This window comes from Aestuariivirga sp., assembly GCF_041738905.1.
In the GTDB taxonomy this organism is placed as follows: Bacteria; Pseudomonadota; Alphaproteobacteria; order Rhizobiales; family Aestuariivirgaceae; genus Aestuariivirga.
Genome location: NZ_JBGSOZ010000041.1, coordinates 1 through 16889, shown reverse-complemented (window position 1 = coordinate 16889; position 16889 = coordinate 1). Strand labels below are relative to the sequence as shown.

Sequence of the window (16889 nt, the reverse complement as noted above, 5' to 3'; positions counted from 1 at the left end):
GGCGGTGGATGAATTGCTCGACCGCCTCGACCGCATCTATCGTGGCACGCCGGACGACCAGCCCGCAGACCGCGCCTTCGCTGACGTGGCCGCGCGCTACGCCATCCCGCGCGAGATCCCGCAGGCGCTGATCGAAGGCTTCGCCTGGGACGCCAGCGGCAGGCGCTATGACACGATCGGCGACCTTCATGCCTATGCCGTTCGCGTGGCGGGCACGGTGGGAGCGATGATGTCGCTCGTCATGCAGGTGCGCGACCCCGAAGCCCTCGCACGCGCATGTGATCTCGGGATTGCAATGCAGCTCACCAACATCGCCCGCGATGTGGGCGAGGATGCACGGAACGGCCGACTCTATCTTCCTCGGGAGTGGCTGGCCGAAGCGCGTGTCGATGCCGATGGATTTCTGGCGCATCCCCGGTTTTCGCCGGGCATCGAGCAGGTGATCCGCCGCCTGCTGGGCGAGGCAGACAGGCTCTATGTGCGAAGCCTCTCGGGAATCGCCATGCTGCCGCTGGCCTGCCGCCCCTCGATCCATGCCGCGCGCGTGCTCTACGCCGAGATCGGCCGCGAGGTGGAGCGCAATGGGCACAACAGTGTATCTACGCGGGCCGTCGTCTCGTCGCGGCGAAAAATGAGCCTTCTCGGCTCGGCGCTCGCGGCCTGCGCGGGAAAGATCGCGCCCCACACGACTCCCGCCGTTCCGCAGGCGCAATTCCTGGTCGATGCCGTGGCGCTGGCCGGACAGCCCCAGCGTTCGCCGCAAACCTTCGATGAACGCGCCCAGTGGCTGACCGACCTCTTCACACGTCTCGAAAAGCAGCGCTCATGAGCAGCGGCACCATCATCTTCCTTGAAATGGCACTGGCGCTGGGCCTTGTCCTCGGCTTCGGCGGCTGGGAATTGTGGAAACTGAGGCGCGACAAGCGCAAGTGACGCCTCACGCCCGGCGCGGCATGCGGAAGGGCAGCATCATCTGAACGACCGGATTGCGGAACCGCGACAGCGACAGGCTCTCGTGGAACGCATCCGCCTCCGCTCCGTCATCCGTCCGCACACGGAGCAGCGTGCGGGAATAGAACGGCGAATCTTCCAGCAGCGCAACCGTCCTGAACGGAAAGGCCGCGCGCATGTGCCGTTTCATGCGCCAGAAGGTCGTGCTCATCTCCGCGTGTTGCGGAAGCGGCAGGTCGTCCACCGCGCCATCGGCACCGATCCTCAGTGCAAAGGCCCGCGAAGAGCCATCGCGCAGGATCGTGTCGTAGATGATGGAGGCGCCATCCTTCCTCGCGGCGCGCGACCACACCCAGCTCTCAAAACTATCCTCGAGGGGCACCTCGCCCCAGTTTGAATCATGATACCCCACGCCTGACCAGCGGAGCGCGGGTTTCTCGAAAACCGCCTCTATGCGCGAGAAAGGTGCCACGGGCTGCCATACATGTTGTCCCCCATGATCGAGCCGCACTTCGTGGCCGCAGATGGCGGATGGCGTCAGCCGCACCTGCCCCTTGAGCCGCGAAGGAATAGGCACCGTCACCTCGTCGATGTCGATGACGAGCACGCCGTCCTCCCATCGCATGGCACTGGGGCCAATGGTGAAATGGTCCAGGCTTCGCGCTATGGCGTTGCGCCCGCGCTCGGTCATGCTCCAGCGATGGCCGCCCCGGCCATAAAGCGCAACATTCAGCGCGCAGTGGTTTTCAGGGTCAGCACCACCTTTCCGGCGCGCGGAGGCATAATAGGGCGAAAACACGCTGCCGACGAAGCCGATGATGGTGAGGCCGTGTTGGCCATCGTCGCTCAGGCCGTCGAGATACCACCAGCGATAGCCGCCGGACGGAACCGCGGCGTCGAAGCCCTCCACGCCATCAGGCTTTCCGCCGCCAGCCGGCCAGACAGCGCTGCCATCGGAACGCCCGGCCCCGGATGGACGCTGCCCCCTGCCAGAAACAGTCCGGGGACCGAGGTTTTGGCCGCTGGCCGTTGAAACGATGCCATCCATCCGTGCGATGCCCTTCCATAAAGCGCGCCCCCCGTCGCGGGGAACAGGTGTCCGAACCCTAGTGGGTCGGTGACGATGCTGTCGGCCGTCTGCCAGTCCACTTCCAGCCCGCATGCGGCAAGCTTCGCGCGCATGGCACGCTCAACTGCTTCGCGCGATTGGGGCGCATGGTCGCCATTGGCAGGTGAATTCACCAGCACCAGCAGCCGCTCCGGCCCTGTCACATCGCCCTCGCGGTCCTGCGCGCAGATGTAGACGGTTGGATCGGTAGGGTAGCCTTCCTTCAATTCCCTGAACTCGGCGGCATAGTCGCGCGAGAAGAACACATTGTGCCGCGATAGCGGAAAGCCGGAGGTCCGCGCGGCCGTGGCCCAGGTGATGGCCGACAATGACCGTGATGGCGAGGGTACGGGCGCCACGCCCTTTCCAACCGAGCCGCCGAAAAGCCCTGAGCCCACGGAACTCGCGTCTGCATTGACGATCACGGCGGAGCATGGAAGCTCCCCCGCAGCGGTGCGGACGGCGGAAACACGCCCGCCCCGTGTTTCGATTGCCGTCACTTCGGCGCCATAGCTGAATGTGGCGCCCTTCCGCCTTGCGAGGGATTCAAGAGCGAGCGCCAGTTCGTGCATGCCGCCCTTCACGGCCCACACGCCAGCCTGCTCCACATGCGCGACCAGCATCAAGGTGGCGGGTGAGAGAAAGGGTGAGGAGCCGCAATAGGTGGAATAGCGGCCGAAAAGCTGACGAAGTCGCGAGTCCCTGAAGTGGCGGCCAAGCCCGGCCCACATCGTCTCGAAGGGATTGATGCGCGCCATGTCGCGCAAGCCCGCCAAACCATTGGCAGTCGCGAGCTTGACGGGATTGGGCCTCTGTGCCCGGATGAAAGGCCCTTCCAGTGTCTGGTAGATCCGGCGGGCCTCGGCACTGAAGTCCAGAAACCGCCGCGACTCCGCAGCACCCGCGAATTGACCGATGGCATCGGCGGAGGCATCGAGATCGGCATGAAGATCGAGCCGATCGGTTTCGTTCCACGCATGACGGGCCAGAACCGTGAGCGGCTCCAGCGTCAGATGATCATGAAGGTTGTCCCCGGCCTCGGCGAAGATCTGCTCGAACACCCATCGCATGGTGAGGACCGTGGGGCCGCCGTCGATGAGATGCCCGCCCACTTCGAGGCGGCGCATCTTGCCGCCGGGAGACGCAGCGCGCTCCAGAACCAGCACCTCCTCGCCCCGCGACGCGAGCAATGCCGCAGCCGAAAGGCCGCCGATCCCGGCGCCGATGACGATGATCCGATCCCGCGGCATGAAGGCTGGAGGTTCCTGTTGCAGAGCCCCCGCAATTATGTCAATAATTATTGACAGTCGCAAGTGACGTTTTATTCTGACAAAACTGCAGACGGGAGAAAAGTCCATGGATATCGGGCAACGCCTCGAACAGGAACTTGAACAGGCTGTTGCACGCGCTGCCGGACCGGACTGCCCGCCAATCCTTGCCGAAGCGCTTCGCTATGCCGTGTTCCCGGGCGGCGCCCGCATCCGCCCGCGCCTCGCGCTTGCCGTCGCCCACGCCTGCGGAAACGAAAACCCTCTCGCCGCATTGTCAGCTGCTTCAGCCATCGAAATCCTCCATTGCGCCTCGCTCGTGCATGACGATCTCCCCTGCTTCGACAACGCGGCCCTGCGGCGCGGAAAACCCTCCGTACACTGCGCATTCGGCGAGCGCACCGCGGTTCTCGCCGGCGATGCGCTCATCGTTCTCGCCTTCGAATGGCTGGCTGTGCGCCTCGCCCTGTCGCCCGACCGCCTGGCCCCCCTCACGCGCATCGTTGCCTCTTGTGTCGGCGGCCCCTCCGGCATCTGCGCCGGCCAGGCCTGGGAATGCGAATCCCAGATCGACATCGTGAAGTACCAACGCGCCAAGACGGGCGCCCTCTTTGCCGCCTGCACCATGGCCGGTGCCGCCGCGGCGGGCTACGAGCCCTCGCAATGGCAGTCGCTGGGCTTTGCCATCGGCGAAGCCTTCCAGGTGGCCGACGACCTCCGCGACGTCGCAGGCTCGGCCGAAGAGCTTGGCAAGCCCGTGCATCAGGACGAAACCCATCACCGCCCCAACTTCGTGGCCGAACTGGGCTTCGATGGCGCGATGGCACATTTCGACGGATTGCTGGCCGATGCCATGGCGGCGATCCCCGCTTGCCCCGGCGCCGAACAGCTCGGCCTCCAGATCACCGCCGTGTCGCGGAGCCTCGTCACCGGACTGTCCTCGCGCACCGTCGCTGCCTGACAAGGCACATCACCCATGGGTATCGCGGGCGCGGCCTTTGACCACTGGCGGGCCTTGCGCAACAGGCTGCTGTCTTCGCCACAGTTTCAGAAATTTGCCGTTTCCTTTCCGCTGTTTAGGCCAGTCAGCCGAAGCCGCTCGCGGCAGCTCTTCGACCTCCTCGCGGGCTTTGCCTATTCGCAAATTCTCTATGCCACGGTGAAACTCGGCCTCATCGACCTGCTGAAGGCGGAACCGCTGACGGCACCCGCCATCGCATCCCGGCTGGGCTGGAACGAGGACCGCATGGAACGCCTTCTCAAGGCCGCCGCTTCGCTCAAGCTTCTCGACGTCACCAGTACGGGCGCCTTTACGCTGGGCATCCATGGCGCGGCACTTGCGGGCAATCCGTGGATTGAGAAGTTCATCACCCACCACCACCTTCTCTATGAAGACCTCACCGATCCGATTGCCCTCCTCAAGGGCGACGCAGGCGGGACGAAGCTCAAGGGCTACTGGGGTTATGCCGGAAGCGATTCGAAGGATGCCGTTGGTGCGGCGAATGCCGAGGTTTACACAGCACTCATGGCCGCCTCGCAGGAAGCGGTCGCGGCCGAGATTCTCGCCGCCTATGATTTCGGGCAGAACAGGCATCTGATCGATGTCGGCGGCAGCAACGGCACATTCCTCGCCGCCGCCGCGGCCCGTTATCCACGGCTGAAGATGACGCTCTTCGACCTGCCCGCGGTGGCTGAACTCGGACGCGTGAAACTGGCGGATGCAGGGTTGGGCAGCCAGGTCGGCATCGCCGGGGGATCGTTTCTCACCGACGAACTTCCCCGGGGGCCGGACGTCGCCACACTCATCCGCATCGCGCATGACCATGATGACGATTCGGTGCTGCGCGTGATGCAGAACATCCGCCGCATGCTGCCTCCGGATGGCCGCCTGATCCTTGCCGAGCCGCTCTCGGGCGTGCCCTCCATCGCGCCCGTGGCGGATGCCTATTTCGGACTCTATTTCGCCGCCATGGGCCAGGGCCGCACCCGGACCCTGGACGAGATTTCAGCCCTTGCGCGGCAGGCGGGCTTCGCTTCCGCACGGGCACTCAGGACACGCATGCCGCTTGTAACCGGGCTGATTCAGATCAATGCCTCCTAAAGCGATCTATGTATGTAAGTCTTGCTTGACACTTTAAGGTGTCATAGTAGAGTTACAGTCAGGGAGTCTCGCGGATGCCACAAAACAGGGCACCGGGCGCCCGCTGGGAGACCGAAATATGGAGACGGTCGCTGTCGTTCTGGAACAGCCAGGAGAACTGGCTCTCAGGACGGTCGCATTGACGGAACGGGGGGCGGACGACATTATCGTCGACGTCGACTGGACCGGAATCTCCTCAGGGACAGAGCGCCTGCTGTGGTCGGGCCGCATGCCCCACTTCCCCGGCATGGGCTATCCCCTCGTTCCTGGTTACGAGACCGTCGGCCATGTGAGCCAAGGCGGTCATGGATTTTCCGAAGGCGATGCCGTCTTCATTCCCGGCGCCAATTGTTATGAAGGTGTTCGCGGGCTCTTCGGCGGTGCTGCAGCGCGCCTCATCGTTCCCGCCAGCCGCGCCGTTCCCCTGAAGGCAATCGACGGCGAGAAGGGCACCCTCCTTGCGCTGGCCGCCACGGCCTATCACGCGATTGCATCTGAAGGCGCAAGCCTGCCCACGCTCATCGTGGGCCACGGCATTCTCGGCCGCCTCATCGCGCGCATCACATTGGCGCTCGGCGGAGAAGCGCCAATTGTCTGGGAGAAGAACGAGGACCGCCGCAGCGGCTCTGCCGGTTACTCCGTAATCAATCCGTCTACGGACGAAAGCCGCAACCACCGCTCGATCTGCGATGCCAGCGGTGCCGGTGAATTGCTCGACACGCTGATCTCGCGCCTGGCCAAGCGTGGCGAAGTAACACTCGCGGGCTTCTACGAAGCACCCCTTTCCTTTGCTTTCCCGCCCGCCTTCATGCGCGAGGCGAGACTGCGCATCGCAGCCGAATTCACTCGCGAGGACACGGAAGCCGTGACCGCGCTCGTCGCCGACGGTTTGCTCAGCCTCGATGGATTGATCACCAACCGCGCCCCGGCTTCCGAAGCCGCCAGCGCATATCGCACTGCCTTTACCGAACCGGCCTGCATCAAGATGGTCCTCGACTGGAGAAAGCTTCAATGAACAGCATCGACCTGACACTGGTCCGCGACGCGAAGCTCCGCGAGGAGGCCAACGCACCGCTTGATCCGGTCCACACCGGCCCGGTCAAGAAAGAGACCCAGATCATCGCCATCTATGGCAAGGGCGGCATCGGCAAGAGCTACACGCTCGCCAACCTGTCCTACATGATGGCGCAACAGGGCAAGCGCGTGCTGCTGATCGGCTGCGACCCCAAGAGCGACACGACCTCCCTGCTCTTCGGCGGCAAGGCCTGCCCCACCATCATCGAGACCTCCGCCAAGAAGAAGCTCGCCGGCGAGGAAGTGAAGATCGGCGATGTCTGCTTCAAGCGCGACGGCGTCTTCGCCATGGAGCTGGGCGGGCCGGAAGTGGGCCGCGGCTGCGGCGGTCGCGGCATCATCCACGGCTTCGAACTGCTCGAAAAGCTGGGCTTCCATGAGTGGGGCTTCGACTACGTGCTGCTCGACTTCCTGGGCGACGTGGTCTGCGGCGGTTTCGGCCTGCCGATCGCCCGCGACATGTGCCAGAAGGTCATCATCGTCGGCTCGAACGACCTGCAGTCGCTCTATGTGGCGAACAACGTCTGCTCGGCAGTCGAATATTTCCGCAAGCTCGGCGGCAATGTCGGCGTGGCCGGCATCGTCATCAACAAGGACGACGGCACCGGCGAGGCCCATGCCTTCGCTGAAAAGGTCGGAATTCCCGTGCTGGCCTCGATCCCGGCCAACGAAGACATCCGCCGCAAGAGCGCCAATTACGAGATCATCGGACGGCCCGGCAGCGAATGGGGATCACTCTTCGAGGAGTTGTCCGTCAACGTGGCCGAAGCCCCGCCGCAGCGTCCGAAACCCCTCGACCAGGACGGCCTTCTCGGCCTGTTCTCGGGCGATGTGGTGGGCCGCAACGTGGTGCTCCAGCCTGCCTCCTTCGAGGACATGTGCGGCGGCACCATCACGACGAAGCCCTCGCTCGAAGTCGTCTACGACAGCGTGTGACAGACATGGCAACAACCCTTATCGACAGGACCGGACCGAAGCTGACGAGCGCCACGCAAGAGGCGTCGAAGGCAGACGTGTCGGGCGTGTCCTGCCATGCGGGCAAGGACGAATTGCTGAAGGCGGCGCAGGCCGCCGGCAAGAGCGAGACGCTCGATCAATATGCCAAGGACTATCCGCTGGGCCCCCATGACCAGCCGCAAAGCATGTGCCCCGCCTTCGGGTCGCTCCGCGTCGGCCTCCGCATGCGCCGCACCGCGACCATCCTCTCGGGCTCGGCCTGCTGCGTCTATGGCCTCACCTTCACGTCGCACTTCTATGGCGCTCGGCGCACCGTGGGTTACGTGCCGTTCAATTCTGAAACGCTGGTGACGGGCAAGCTCTTCGAGGACATCCGCGAGGCGGTGTTCAAGCTGGCAGACCCCAAGGACTACGACGCGATCGTCATCACCAATCTTTGCGTACCCACGGCTTCCGGCGTGCCGCTGCAACTCCTGCCGAAGGAAATCAACGGCGTCCGCATCGTCGGCATCGATGTTCCGGGCTTTGGTGTTCCCACCCATGCGGAGGCCAAGGACGTGCTCTCCGGCGCCATGCTGAAGTATGCCGCAAGCGAGATCCGCCAGGGCCCTGTCGCTGCACCCCGCACAGCCAGAAGCTCGCTTCCGACCGTCACGCTCCTGGGCGAAATGTTCCCCGCCGATCCCGTCGGCATCGGCCGCATGCTGGAGCCGATGGGACTTGCTGCAGGCCCAGTGGTCCCGACCCGCGAGTGGCGCGAACTGTTCTCTGCCTTCGATTGCGCCGCCGTCGCCGCAATTCATCCTTTCTACACCGCCTCGATCCGTGAGTTTGAAACGGCTGGCCGCGCCATCGTGGGCTCGGCTCCGGTCGGTCATGACGGCACTGCAGACTGGCTCGCGAACATCGGCAAGGCGTGCAACATCGCCGCCGACAAGATCGCCGCCGCGCAGAATGCCATTCTCCCCGCCATCCGTGGCGCGCTGGCCGCGAAACCCATCCGTGGACGGATCACCGTCTCCGGATACGAAGGCTCGGAACTGCTCGTCGCGCGCCTCCTGATCGAAAGCGGCGCGGAGGTACCCTATGTCGGCACCGCCACACCGCGCACCCGCTGGTCGGATGCAGACCGCGAGTGGCTGGAAGCGAAGGGCGTGAAGGTGCAGTTCCGCGCCTCGCTCGAAAACGACATCGCCGCCATGCTCGACAACAGGCCGGACCTCGCCATCGGAACGACGCCCGTCGTCCAGAAGGCAAAGTCCCTGTCGATCCCCGGTCTCTACTTCACCAACCTGATTTCGGCCCGCCCGCTGATGGGCCCGGCGGGCGCTGGCTCGCTTGCACAGGTCGTCAACGCGGCGCTTGCCAACAAGCACCGCTTCGACACGATGAAGGAGTTCTTCGACGGCGTCGGAGAAGGCTACACGGCGGGCATCTGGGAAGACGTTCCGCAGGACCGGCCGGAGTTCCGCAAGAAATACGCCGGAATGCTCGCCGCGAAAGCCAAGGCCGAGGAGGCCATCGGCACATGATCGTTCGTCTCGCTTTCACACAGGTGATCCCATGCTGGTGCTAGATCACGACCGCGCGGGCGGTTACTGGGGCGCTGTCTATGTCTTCACCGCGATCAAGGGATTGCAGGTGATAATCGATGGACCGGTAGGTTGCGAGAACCTGCCCGTCACCTCCGTGCTGCACTATACCGATGCGCTTCCCCCGCATGAATTGCCCATCGTGGTGACCGGCCTGTCCGAAGACGAACTCGGCCAGCACGGCACGGAAGGCGCCATGCGCCGCGCCCACAAGACGCTCGACCCAGCCATGCCGAGCGTCGTCGTCACAGGCTCCATCGCCGAGATGATCGGTGGTGGCGTCACACCGCAAGGCACCGGCATCCAGCGCTTCCTGCCCCGCACCATCGATGAGGACCAGTGGCAGAGCGCCGACCGCGCCATGTATTGGCTGTGGACCGAATTCGGCGTGAAGAAAAAGCAGGTGCCGACCGCCAGGCCCCGCAAGGAAGGCGAGAAACCCCGCGTCAACATCATCGGCCCCATCTACGGCACCTTCAACACCTGGTCCGACCTGGCGGAAATCCGCCGGCTGGTCGAAGGGATCGGCGCCGAGATCAACATGTGCTTCCCGCTCGGCAGCCACCTGGCCGACGTCGCCAAGCTTGCCAATGCCGAAGCCAATATCTGCATGTACCGCGAGTACGGGCGGAAGCTCTGCGAGAATCTCGACCGGCCCTATCTGCAGGCGCCGATCGGCCTTCACTCCACCACAAAGTTCCTGCGCAAGCTTGGCGAGATCCTGGGTCTGGACCCTGAGCCCTTCATCACGAAGGAAAAGCACACCACCATCAAGCCGCTGTGGGATCTCTGGCGTTCGGTGACGCAGGACTTCATCGGCACCGCAAGCTTCGGAGTCGTTGCGAACGAGACATACACGCGTGGCCTTCAGAATTTCCTCGAAGAGGAGATGGGCCTCCCCTGCAACTTCGCGATCGCGCGGAAGTCGGGCGAAAAGACCGACAACGAGACGGTGCGGAAGCTCATCCGCGAGAAGACGCCGCTCATCATCTTCGGCAGCTACAACGAACGCATGTATCTGGCCGAAGCCGGAAACCGCGGCGTCTACATTCCTGCCTCGTTCCCCGGCGCCATCATCCGCCGCCACACCGGCACACCCTTCATGGGCTATGCGGGCGCGACCTATCTCATACAGGAAGTCTGCAACGCCCTCTTCGACGCGCTGTTCAACATCCTGCCGCTCGGCACCGAGATGGACAAGGTGGAACCGACCCCCGTCCGCCGCGAACAGGAACTCATCTGGGACGACGCCGCCAAGGCAGCCCTCGATGAACTGGTCGAACGCCAGCCGGTGCTGGTTCGCATTTCCGCCGCCAAGCGCCTGCGTGACGGCGCCGAGAAATTTGCCCGCCGCGCCCAGTCCGACCGGGTCGCGGAGAGCGACGTCCATTCTGCCATTGCGGAGCTCGTGTGATCATGACTTCGCCGAAGACCATTCTGTGTACTGATTGTTGGAGGAAGCCCGCATGTCGATGACCAACGCCGGCAAGGATACTGGCGGCAAGATCGAGTTCAATCTGCTCATGTGGTTGACCTTCGCGGTCTTCTTCGTGGCAATCGCCATCACGCGGATCATGCCGCGCGGCGCGCGACCGAAAGTGGGCGGCCATGACGAGGGCAAGTCGATCTTCGCCGCCGCCAAGGCTGCCACATACAACTCGATTCCTTTCGCCTTCATGTGAAGGCGGCTCCCCATTCGTCCGGCGTCACAGCCGGGCGGATATGCCGAAGGCCTTCAACAAGCCCGAAGCACCCGGTCCGCGCGGGACGTCAGCGGTAACTGGGCCAGCAATGGCTCTAAGTCGGAGGTCTGTAATATGGCCGATAACAAGGGTTCAGGTTCCTCGGGCCTGACCGAAGCCGAAGCCAAGGAATTCCATGGCATGTTCGTAACGAGCTTCATTGCCTTCACGGTCGTGGCGATTGTCGCCCACTTCCTTGCATGGCAGTGGCGCCCGTGGCTGCCTGGAGAAGATGGCTATCAGAAAGCATCCGACGCTCTCGATGCGATCACGCATCTGACGTCGATGTTTACATAAGGAGGATCGAATATGTGGCGCATGTGGCTTTTGTTCGATCCGCGCAGGACGCTGGTGGCGATGTTCACCTTCCTGTTCGTACTCGCTCTCGTCATCCACTTCATTCTTCTCTCGACCGACCGCTTCAATTGGCTGGAAGGTCCGAAGAAGGCTGCGAGCCTGGATGTGACAGTCAGCGAGATGATCGGCTGACGCCGGTCATACCGCACCCCATTGTGGACGGAACATGCTTCGCGGCGGGTTCCGTCCACGAACCCCAAGCCTGAAAACGAGACCGGCAATGGCCGGAACGGAGCTACCGCAATGGCAATGCTGAGTTTCGAAAGAAAATACCGCGTCCGCGGCGGAACGCTGATTGGCGGTGACCTGTTCGATTTCTGGGTCGGACCCTTCTATGTCGGATTCTTTGGCGTGCTCACCGCCTTCTTCGCCTCGATCGGCACCGCGCTGATCGTCTATGGCGCGGCCATCGGCGGCACCTGGAATCTCTGGCAGATCAACATCGCGCCCCCCGACCTGAGCTATGGACTGGCGCTGGCGCCGCTCAAGGAAGGTGGCCTCTGGCAGATCATCACATTCTGCGCCGCCGGTTCATTCGTGAGCTGGGCGCTGCGCGAGGTTGAGATCTGCCGGAAGCTCGGCATCGGCTTTCACGTGCCCATTGCCTTCGGATTCGCGATCTTCGCCTACATCACCCTTGAGATCATCCGCCCCGTTCTGCTGGGCGCCTGGGGCCACGGATTCCCCTATGGCATCATCAGCCATCTCGATTGGGTCTCGAACGTCGGCTACCAGTACCTCCACTTCCACTACAATCCGGCGCACATGATCGCCATCACGCTGTTCTTCACGACGGTGCTGGCGCTCGCCATGCACGGCGGCTTGATCCTCTCCGCCACCAACCCGGCGAAGGGCGAGCCCGTCAAGACCGCGGAACACGAGAACAGCTTCTTCCGCGATCACATCGGCTATTCCATCGGCACGCTCGGCATCCACAGGCTCGGCCTGTTCCTGGCGCTCGGTGCCGTGTTCTTCAGCGCCGTCTGCATCGTCATCAGCGGACCCTTCTGGACCCACGGCTGGCCCGAATGGTGGAACTGGTGGCTTGACCTGCCGATCTGGGCTTGAACCGGGAGCATGAAAAATGATTGAATATCAAAATATCTTCACCCGCGTACAGGTTCACGGACCAGCCGATCTGGGCGTGCCGATGAAATCCGGCAGCTGGCCGCGTGGCACCGCCACCAAGACCGTCTGGCTCGCCGGCATCATCGGCGACGCGCAGATCGGCCCGATCTACCTGGGCTTCCTCGGTCTCGCCTCGCTGCTGTGCGGCTTCATCGCCATCGAGATCATCGGCCTCAACATGCTGGCCTCCGTGAACTGGGATCCGATCCAGTTCATCCGGCAGCTGTTCTGGCTGGGCCTCGAGCCGCCGCCCGCCAAGTACGGATTGTCGCTTGCTCCCTTGAGCGAGGGCGGCTGGTGGCAGATGGCGGGCTTCTTCCTCACCGCTTCGATCCTGCTGTGGTGGCTGAGGACCTACCGACGCGCCCGTGCGCTCGGCATGGGCACGCACATCGCCTGGGCCTTCGCCGCGGCGATCTGGCTTTACCTGGTGCTGGGCTTCATCCGCCCGCTGCTCCTCGGCAACTTCTCTGAAGCGGTTCCCTTCGGCATCTTCCCGCACCTCGACTGGACGGCCGCCTTCTCGATCCGCTACGGCAATCTCTTCTACAATCCCTTCCACATGCTCTCGATCGCCTTCCTCTATGGATCGGCACTCCTCTTCGCCATGCATGGCGCCACCATCCTCTCGGTGTCGCGTCTGGGCGGTGAACGCGAGATCGAGCAGATCGTGGATCGCGGCACGGCGTCTGAACGCGCTGCCCTCTTCTGGCGCTGGACCATGGGCTTCAACGCCACGATGGAGTCGATCCATCGCTGGGCCTGGTGGATGGCCGTCCTCTGCCCGCTCGTCGGCGGCATCGGCATCCTTCTGACCGGCACCGTGGTGGACAACTGGTATCTCTGGGCGGTCAAGCATGGTGTTGCCCCCATGTACCCCTTCGACCTGACGGCCCCCGTTCTCGATCCCGCAGCGGCGGCACAATAGGAGTGGTGAGATCATGAAATTTTCGGCATCCGCCCTCACCGCGTCCCTCCTCGCCACCGTCATCGGCATCCTGCTCGCCATCCCCATGATGTTGCAGTGGGAACGCCCTCCGATGGACACGGCTCAACTGGGCTATCGCGGCCTCGGCATGGAGCAGGTCACCAACCCGCGCCTAGCCGAGACCATCGCCGCCCTCAACAAGGCGCCCGTGCCTGACGATCCCGTCGACAACGATGGGGTGCTCGTCAAGGACGACAAGGAAAACTACAAGAACGTCCAGGTTCTGGGCGACCTCGACACAGCGCAGTTCAACCGGCTGATGAATTCCATCACCACATGGGTTGCGCCGCAGGAAGGCGACAACGCCGGCTGCGCCTATTGCCACAACGTGGAGAACATGGCGTCCGACGAAGTCTATACCAAGGTCGTCGCCCGCCGCATGATCCAGATGACAAAGGCCATCAATACCCAGTGGAAGCCCCACGTGGCCGAGACCGGAGTCACCTGCTACACTTGCCACCGCGGGCAGCCGGTGCCAGCCAATCTCTGGTCAATCAATCCGGGTGCGAAGCAGGCGGGCGGCATGGCGGCAAGCCGCATGGGTCAGAACCAGGCTGCGGCCGTCGTCGGCTACACGTCGCTTCCCTACGATCCCTTCACGACACTCTTCGAGCCGAATGCAAAAATTCGCGTGGTCGCCACGACAGCACTTCCCGGCAACACCGGCGGTTCGATCCAGGACACCGAGAAGACCTATGGCCTGATGATGCATATGTCCGACTCGCTCGGCGCGAATTGCACCTTCTGCCACAACACGCGCCAGTTCAGCAGCTGGGAAGAGAGCAGTCCCAAACGCGTTACGGCCTGGCACGGGATCAAGATGGTCGGCGACATCAACACCACCTACATGAACTCGCTCACCGACGTGTTTCCTGCCAACCGCAAGGGGCCGGAAGGCGACGTCCTGAAAACCGGATGCGCCACCTGCCACAACGGCGTGAACAAGCCGCTCTATGGCTTCAGCATGGCGAAGGAGTATCCCGAACTCTCCGTTCCCAATCCGTAGGCTGAACGTCATCGCAACTCTCAGGCACCGTGGAGGAAACTTCGCGGTGCTTGATGCCGTGTGCACTCTTGCTTATGTGCGATTCCGGCCAATTTGATCCAGATCATATTTACGGATTTTCTCGTTAGCTTGGTTCTGCTTGTAGGCGGATTTTCTCCCCGGCCATACGCGTTGCTGCGGATTTGCACCAAAGCGCCGTCATTCCCGCGTGCGAATCGATCCCAGGCGAAATTCCCATAAAATAGCGGCTTTGCTGTCTTCCACGGGTTTCTCAGCCTGGACGACACGCTGATGCGGGCATCCTGCAGCCGAGCTGGTGACGCGCAACCCTGCCGATCGCAGGAAAGTTTCATTATCTGCAAATTTATGTGCTCAATAATTGACACTCCGTTGTGTAAGCAGTAGCTTACAGTTGGGTTGGCCAATCATTCGTTCGGCAGCAAGATTGGTCCGCCCTTACGGCCTCGGCACATGCAACAGCAACACAGAGTCCCGATGGGGACGATCGGCCAGAACAACGGAATTCAGAATTCAGGCGCCACGGAGCGGCGCCCATTCGCGGATCTTGTTGTTGTTCAGATGACGAGAAACCTGCGTGCGGGTTCAGCACGAAACAAGCCTAAGTCTGGAGGATATATCTAGATGTCAGACGATCCCAACCGGGTTTGGCCCACCGGCCTGACCATCAAGGAATCAGAGGAACTGCACAAGCACGTCATCGACGGCGCTCGTGTGTTCTTCGTGATCGCCCTCTTCGCCCACCTGCTGGCGTATGTCTATTCGCCTTGGCTGCACTAAGGGAGACATGAGATGAACCAAGGAAGAATCTGGTGCGTCGTGAGCCCCACCGTCGGCCTGCCGCTGTTCATCGGCGGCGTCGCGGTGACGTCGCTCGTGGTCCATGCGTCGGTTTTGACGAATGTGTCCTGGATGGGCAAGTACTGGGAAGGCGCCAACGCCAAGATGGCGATGACCGAGACGATCTCCCCGGTCGCTTCGAACATCGTCAAGACCGACCAGGGCTATGTCATCACCGTGACGGTTGCTCCGGACACGGCGACGAAGCTGTCCTCGAACGAGGGTGGAACGCTTACGGTTGCAGCTGCAGCTGAGTGATCCCGCCCGCTTGCCTCCTGCAGTGAAGGCGCAGCAGACCGATGGTTAAGCTGCTCCTGCATTGCAGGCCGGTATGGCGTCACTATAGCGATAGGTGTCCAGTTCAGGGTCCGTCCGCCCGCAAGGGAAACGAACTATCGAGCCTGAGCACCTATCACTGACGCTCCCCGGCTTCTCCCGAGCGCCGGAAGTAATGCGATGAACAGAGTCAGTCAGAGCGTGATGAAGGCCTGGATCGGCCTCGGGTCGCGTTTCCTGCCCTTTGCCGATGCCGCAACGCCGGACGTGCCGCTGTCGCGGCTGCTGCGCCTGTCGCTGTTCCAGGTGTCCGTCGGCATGTCGCTGGTGCTGCTGGTCGGCACCCTCAATCGCGTGATGATCGTTGAACTCGGCGTACCCGCATCGCTGGTGGCCGTCATGCTCGCCGTGCCACTGGTCTTCGCGCCATTCCGCGCGCTCATCGGCTTCAAGTCGGACAATCACCGCTCCGCGCTCGGCTGGAAGCGCGTGCCCTTCGTCTACAAGGGCACGATGGTGCAATTCGGCGGATTGGCCATCATGCCCTTCGCGCTGCTGGTCCTGGCGCGGCAGGGCAACGCGGCGGACGTTCCCGCCTGGGTGGGACAGATTGCGGCGGGCATCGCCTTCCTTCTGGTGGGTGCCGGCATCCACATAACCCAGACGGCGGGGCTGGCGCTCGCCACAGACCTGACGCCCGTCGAGAACCAGCCCAAGGTGGTCGGCCTCATGTATGTGATGCTGCTGATGGGCTCGATCGTCAGTGCACTGATCTTCGGCGCATTGCTGGCGGATTTCACCCCAGGCCGGCTGGTGCAGGTCATTCAGGGATCGGCCGTCGTGACTTTGGTTCTGAACGGCATCGCCGTGTGGAAGCAGGAGGCGCGGAGCAGCGCCAACAAGCGCCGGGACAATCTCCCAGATCCAAGCTTCCAGGAGTCCTGGGCCTGTTTTACCGAGGGTGGACAGGCCGTGCATCGCCTCGTGGCCGTGGGGCTCGGCACGCTCGCCTTCAGCATGCAGGACGTGATGCTGGAGCCCTATGGCGGACAGATCCTCGGCCTTGCCGTGAGCGACACGACCAAGCTGACCGCCGCGATGGCGGGCGGCGGCCTCGTCGGCTTCAGCCTGGCCTCTTACATTCTGGGACGCGGCTACGATCCCTTCCGCATGGCCTGCTATGGCGCCATGGCCGGCATCCCGGCCTTCCTGCTGGTGATGGCGGCGGCACCTCTGGACTCGCCCCTGCTCTTTGGCCTCGGCATCTTGCTGATCGGCTTTGGCGGCGGGCTGTTCGGTCATGGAACCCTGACGGCCACAATGAATTTCGCGCCTGCGGACCAGCGCGGACTGGCGCTTGGCGCCTGGGGTGCGGTGCAGGCGACGGCGAACGGTCTGGCAATGGCGTTTGGCGGCGGTCTTCGTGACGTGGTATCCGGCTTTG

18 protein-coding genes are annotated in these 16889 nt (G+C 63.2%); 16 read left to right on the top strand and 2 right to left on the bottom strand.

The features are described from left to right. The coding region (locus ACEW8Q_RS03355) for a phytoene/squalene synthase family protein (RefSeq protein WP_373502639.1) at positions 1-829 on the top strand (829 nt) is incomplete at its 5' end. Positions 830-937: 108 nt separating this feature from the next. On the opposite strand, the gene ACEW8Q_RS03350 is transcribed toward ACEW8Q_RS03355, so the two are convergent. Both ACEW8Q_RS03350 and crtD read right to left on the bottom strand, forming a co-directional pair. Continuing rightward, positions 938-1861, bottom strand: coding sequence for a carotenoid 1,2-hydratase (locus tag ACEW8Q_RS03350; protein WP_373502638.1), 924 nt, complete (start codon positions 1859-1861; stop codon positions 938-940). Further along, positions 1798-3309, bottom strand: a complete 1512-nt coding sequence (gene crtD / locus ACEW8Q_RS03345) for a 1-hydroxycarotenoid 3,4-desaturase CrtD (protein WP_373502637.1) — start codon at positions 3307-3309, stop codon at positions 1798-1800. Before crtD ends, ACEW8Q_RS03350 begins: the two co-directional genes overlap by 64 nt. A gap of 106 nt (positions 3310-3415) precedes the next feature. Here crtD and ACEW8Q_RS03340 point away from each other — a divergent pair, with 106 nt between their 5' ends. From ACEW8Q_RS03340 to ACEW8Q_RS03270, 15 genes are all read left to right on the top strand, one after another. Then, on the top strand, positions 3416-4288 hold the full coding sequence (locus ACEW8Q_RS03340; RefSeq protein ID WP_373502636.1) for a polyprenyl synthetase family protein: 873 nt from the start codon (positions 3416-3418) through the stop codon (positions 4286-4288). A gap of 15 nt (positions 4289-4303) precedes the next feature. Next, positions 4304-5428: a methyltransferase gene (locus ACEW8Q_RS03335; protein WP_373502635.1), complete on the top strand. Its 1125-nt coding sequence runs from the start codon at positions 4304-4306 to the stop codon at positions 5426-5428. Between the two features lie 118 nt (positions 5429-5546). Next, entirely contained in the window at positions 5547-6482 is a 936-nt protein-coding gene (gene bchC, locus ACEW8Q_RS03330; RefSeq protein ID WP_373502634.1) for a chlorophyll synthesis pathway protein BchC, read from the top strand. Further along, entirely contained in the window at positions 6479-7477 is a 999-nt protein-coding gene (locus ACEW8Q_RS03325) for a chlorophyllide a reductase iron protein subunit X (RefSeq protein ID WP_373502633.1), read from the top strand. Before bchC ends, ACEW8Q_RS03325 begins: the two co-directional genes overlap by 4 nt. Positions 7478-7482: 5 nt before the next feature. Next, entirely contained in the window at positions 7483-9030 is a 1548-nt protein-coding gene (gene bchY / locus ACEW8Q_RS03320; RefSeq protein ID WP_373502632.1) for a chlorophyllide a reductase subunit Y, read from the top strand. 31 nt (positions 9031-9061) lie between these two features. After that, the gene (bchZ, locus tag ACEW8Q_RS03315; RefSeq protein ID WP_373502631.1) at positions 9062-10504 is read left to right on the top strand and encodes a chlorophyllide a reductase subunit Z; all 1443 of its coding nucleotides are present in this window, start codon (positions 9062-9064) and stop codon (positions 10502-10504) included. A gap of 52 nt (positions 10505-10556) precedes the next feature. Next, positions 10557-10772 carry a hypothetical protein gene (locus tag ACEW8Q_RS03310; protein ID WP_373502630.1) on the top strand — a complete coding sequence of 72 codons (216 nt, stop codon included), beginning with the start codon at positions 10557-10559 and terminating at the stop codon, positions 10770-10772. A gap of 135 nt (positions 10773-10907) precedes the next feature. After that, a complete protein-coding gene (gene pufB, locus ACEW8Q_RS03305; RefSeq protein WP_373502629.1) occupies positions 10908-11129 on the top strand; it encodes a light-harvesting antenna LH1, beta subunit in 222 nt (73 codons plus the stop codon). Between the two features lie 12 nt (positions 11130-11141). After that, complete coding sequence (gene pufA, locus ACEW8Q_RS03300) at positions 11142-11321, top strand: light-harvesting antenna LH1, alpha subunit (RefSeq protein WP_373502628.1); 180 nt, start codon at positions 11142-11144, stop codon at positions 11319-11321. A gap of 111 nt (positions 11322-11432) precedes the next feature. Next, entirely contained in the window at positions 11433-12257 is an 825-nt protein-coding gene (pufL, locus tag ACEW8Q_RS03295) for a photosynthetic reaction center subunit L (protein ID WP_373502627.1), read from the top strand. A gap of 16 nt (positions 12258-12273) precedes the next feature. Further along, on the top strand, positions 12274-13245 hold the full coding sequence (gene pufM / locus ACEW8Q_RS03290; protein ID WP_373502626.1) for a photosynthetic reaction center subunit M: 972 nt from the start codon (positions 12274-12276) through the stop codon (positions 13243-13245). 13 nt (positions 13246-13258) lie between these two features. Then, the gene (gene pufC, locus ACEW8Q_RS03285; RefSeq protein ID WP_373502625.1) at positions 13259-14311 is read left to right on the top strand and encodes a photosynthetic reaction center cytochrome PufC; all 1053 of its coding nucleotides are present in this window, start codon (positions 13259-13261) and stop codon (positions 14309-14311) included. Positions 14312-14953: 642 nt separating this feature from the next. Next, complete coding sequence (gene pufB, locus ACEW8Q_RS03280; protein ID WP_373502624.1) at positions 14954-15109, top strand: light-harvesting antenna LH1, beta subunit; 156 nt, start codon at positions 14954-14956, stop codon at positions 15107-15109. 12 nt (positions 15110-15121) lie between these two features. Beyond that, positions 15122-15427, top strand: coding sequence for a light-harvesting protein (locus ACEW8Q_RS03275; RefSeq protein ID WP_373502623.1), 306 nt, complete (start codon positions 15122-15124; stop codon positions 15425-15427). A 198-nt stretch (positions 15428-15625) separates the two neighbouring features. After that, positions 15626-16889: PucC family protein (locus ACEW8Q_RS03270; protein ID WP_373502622.1), on the top strand; the 1264-nt coding region annotated here is incomplete at its 3' end.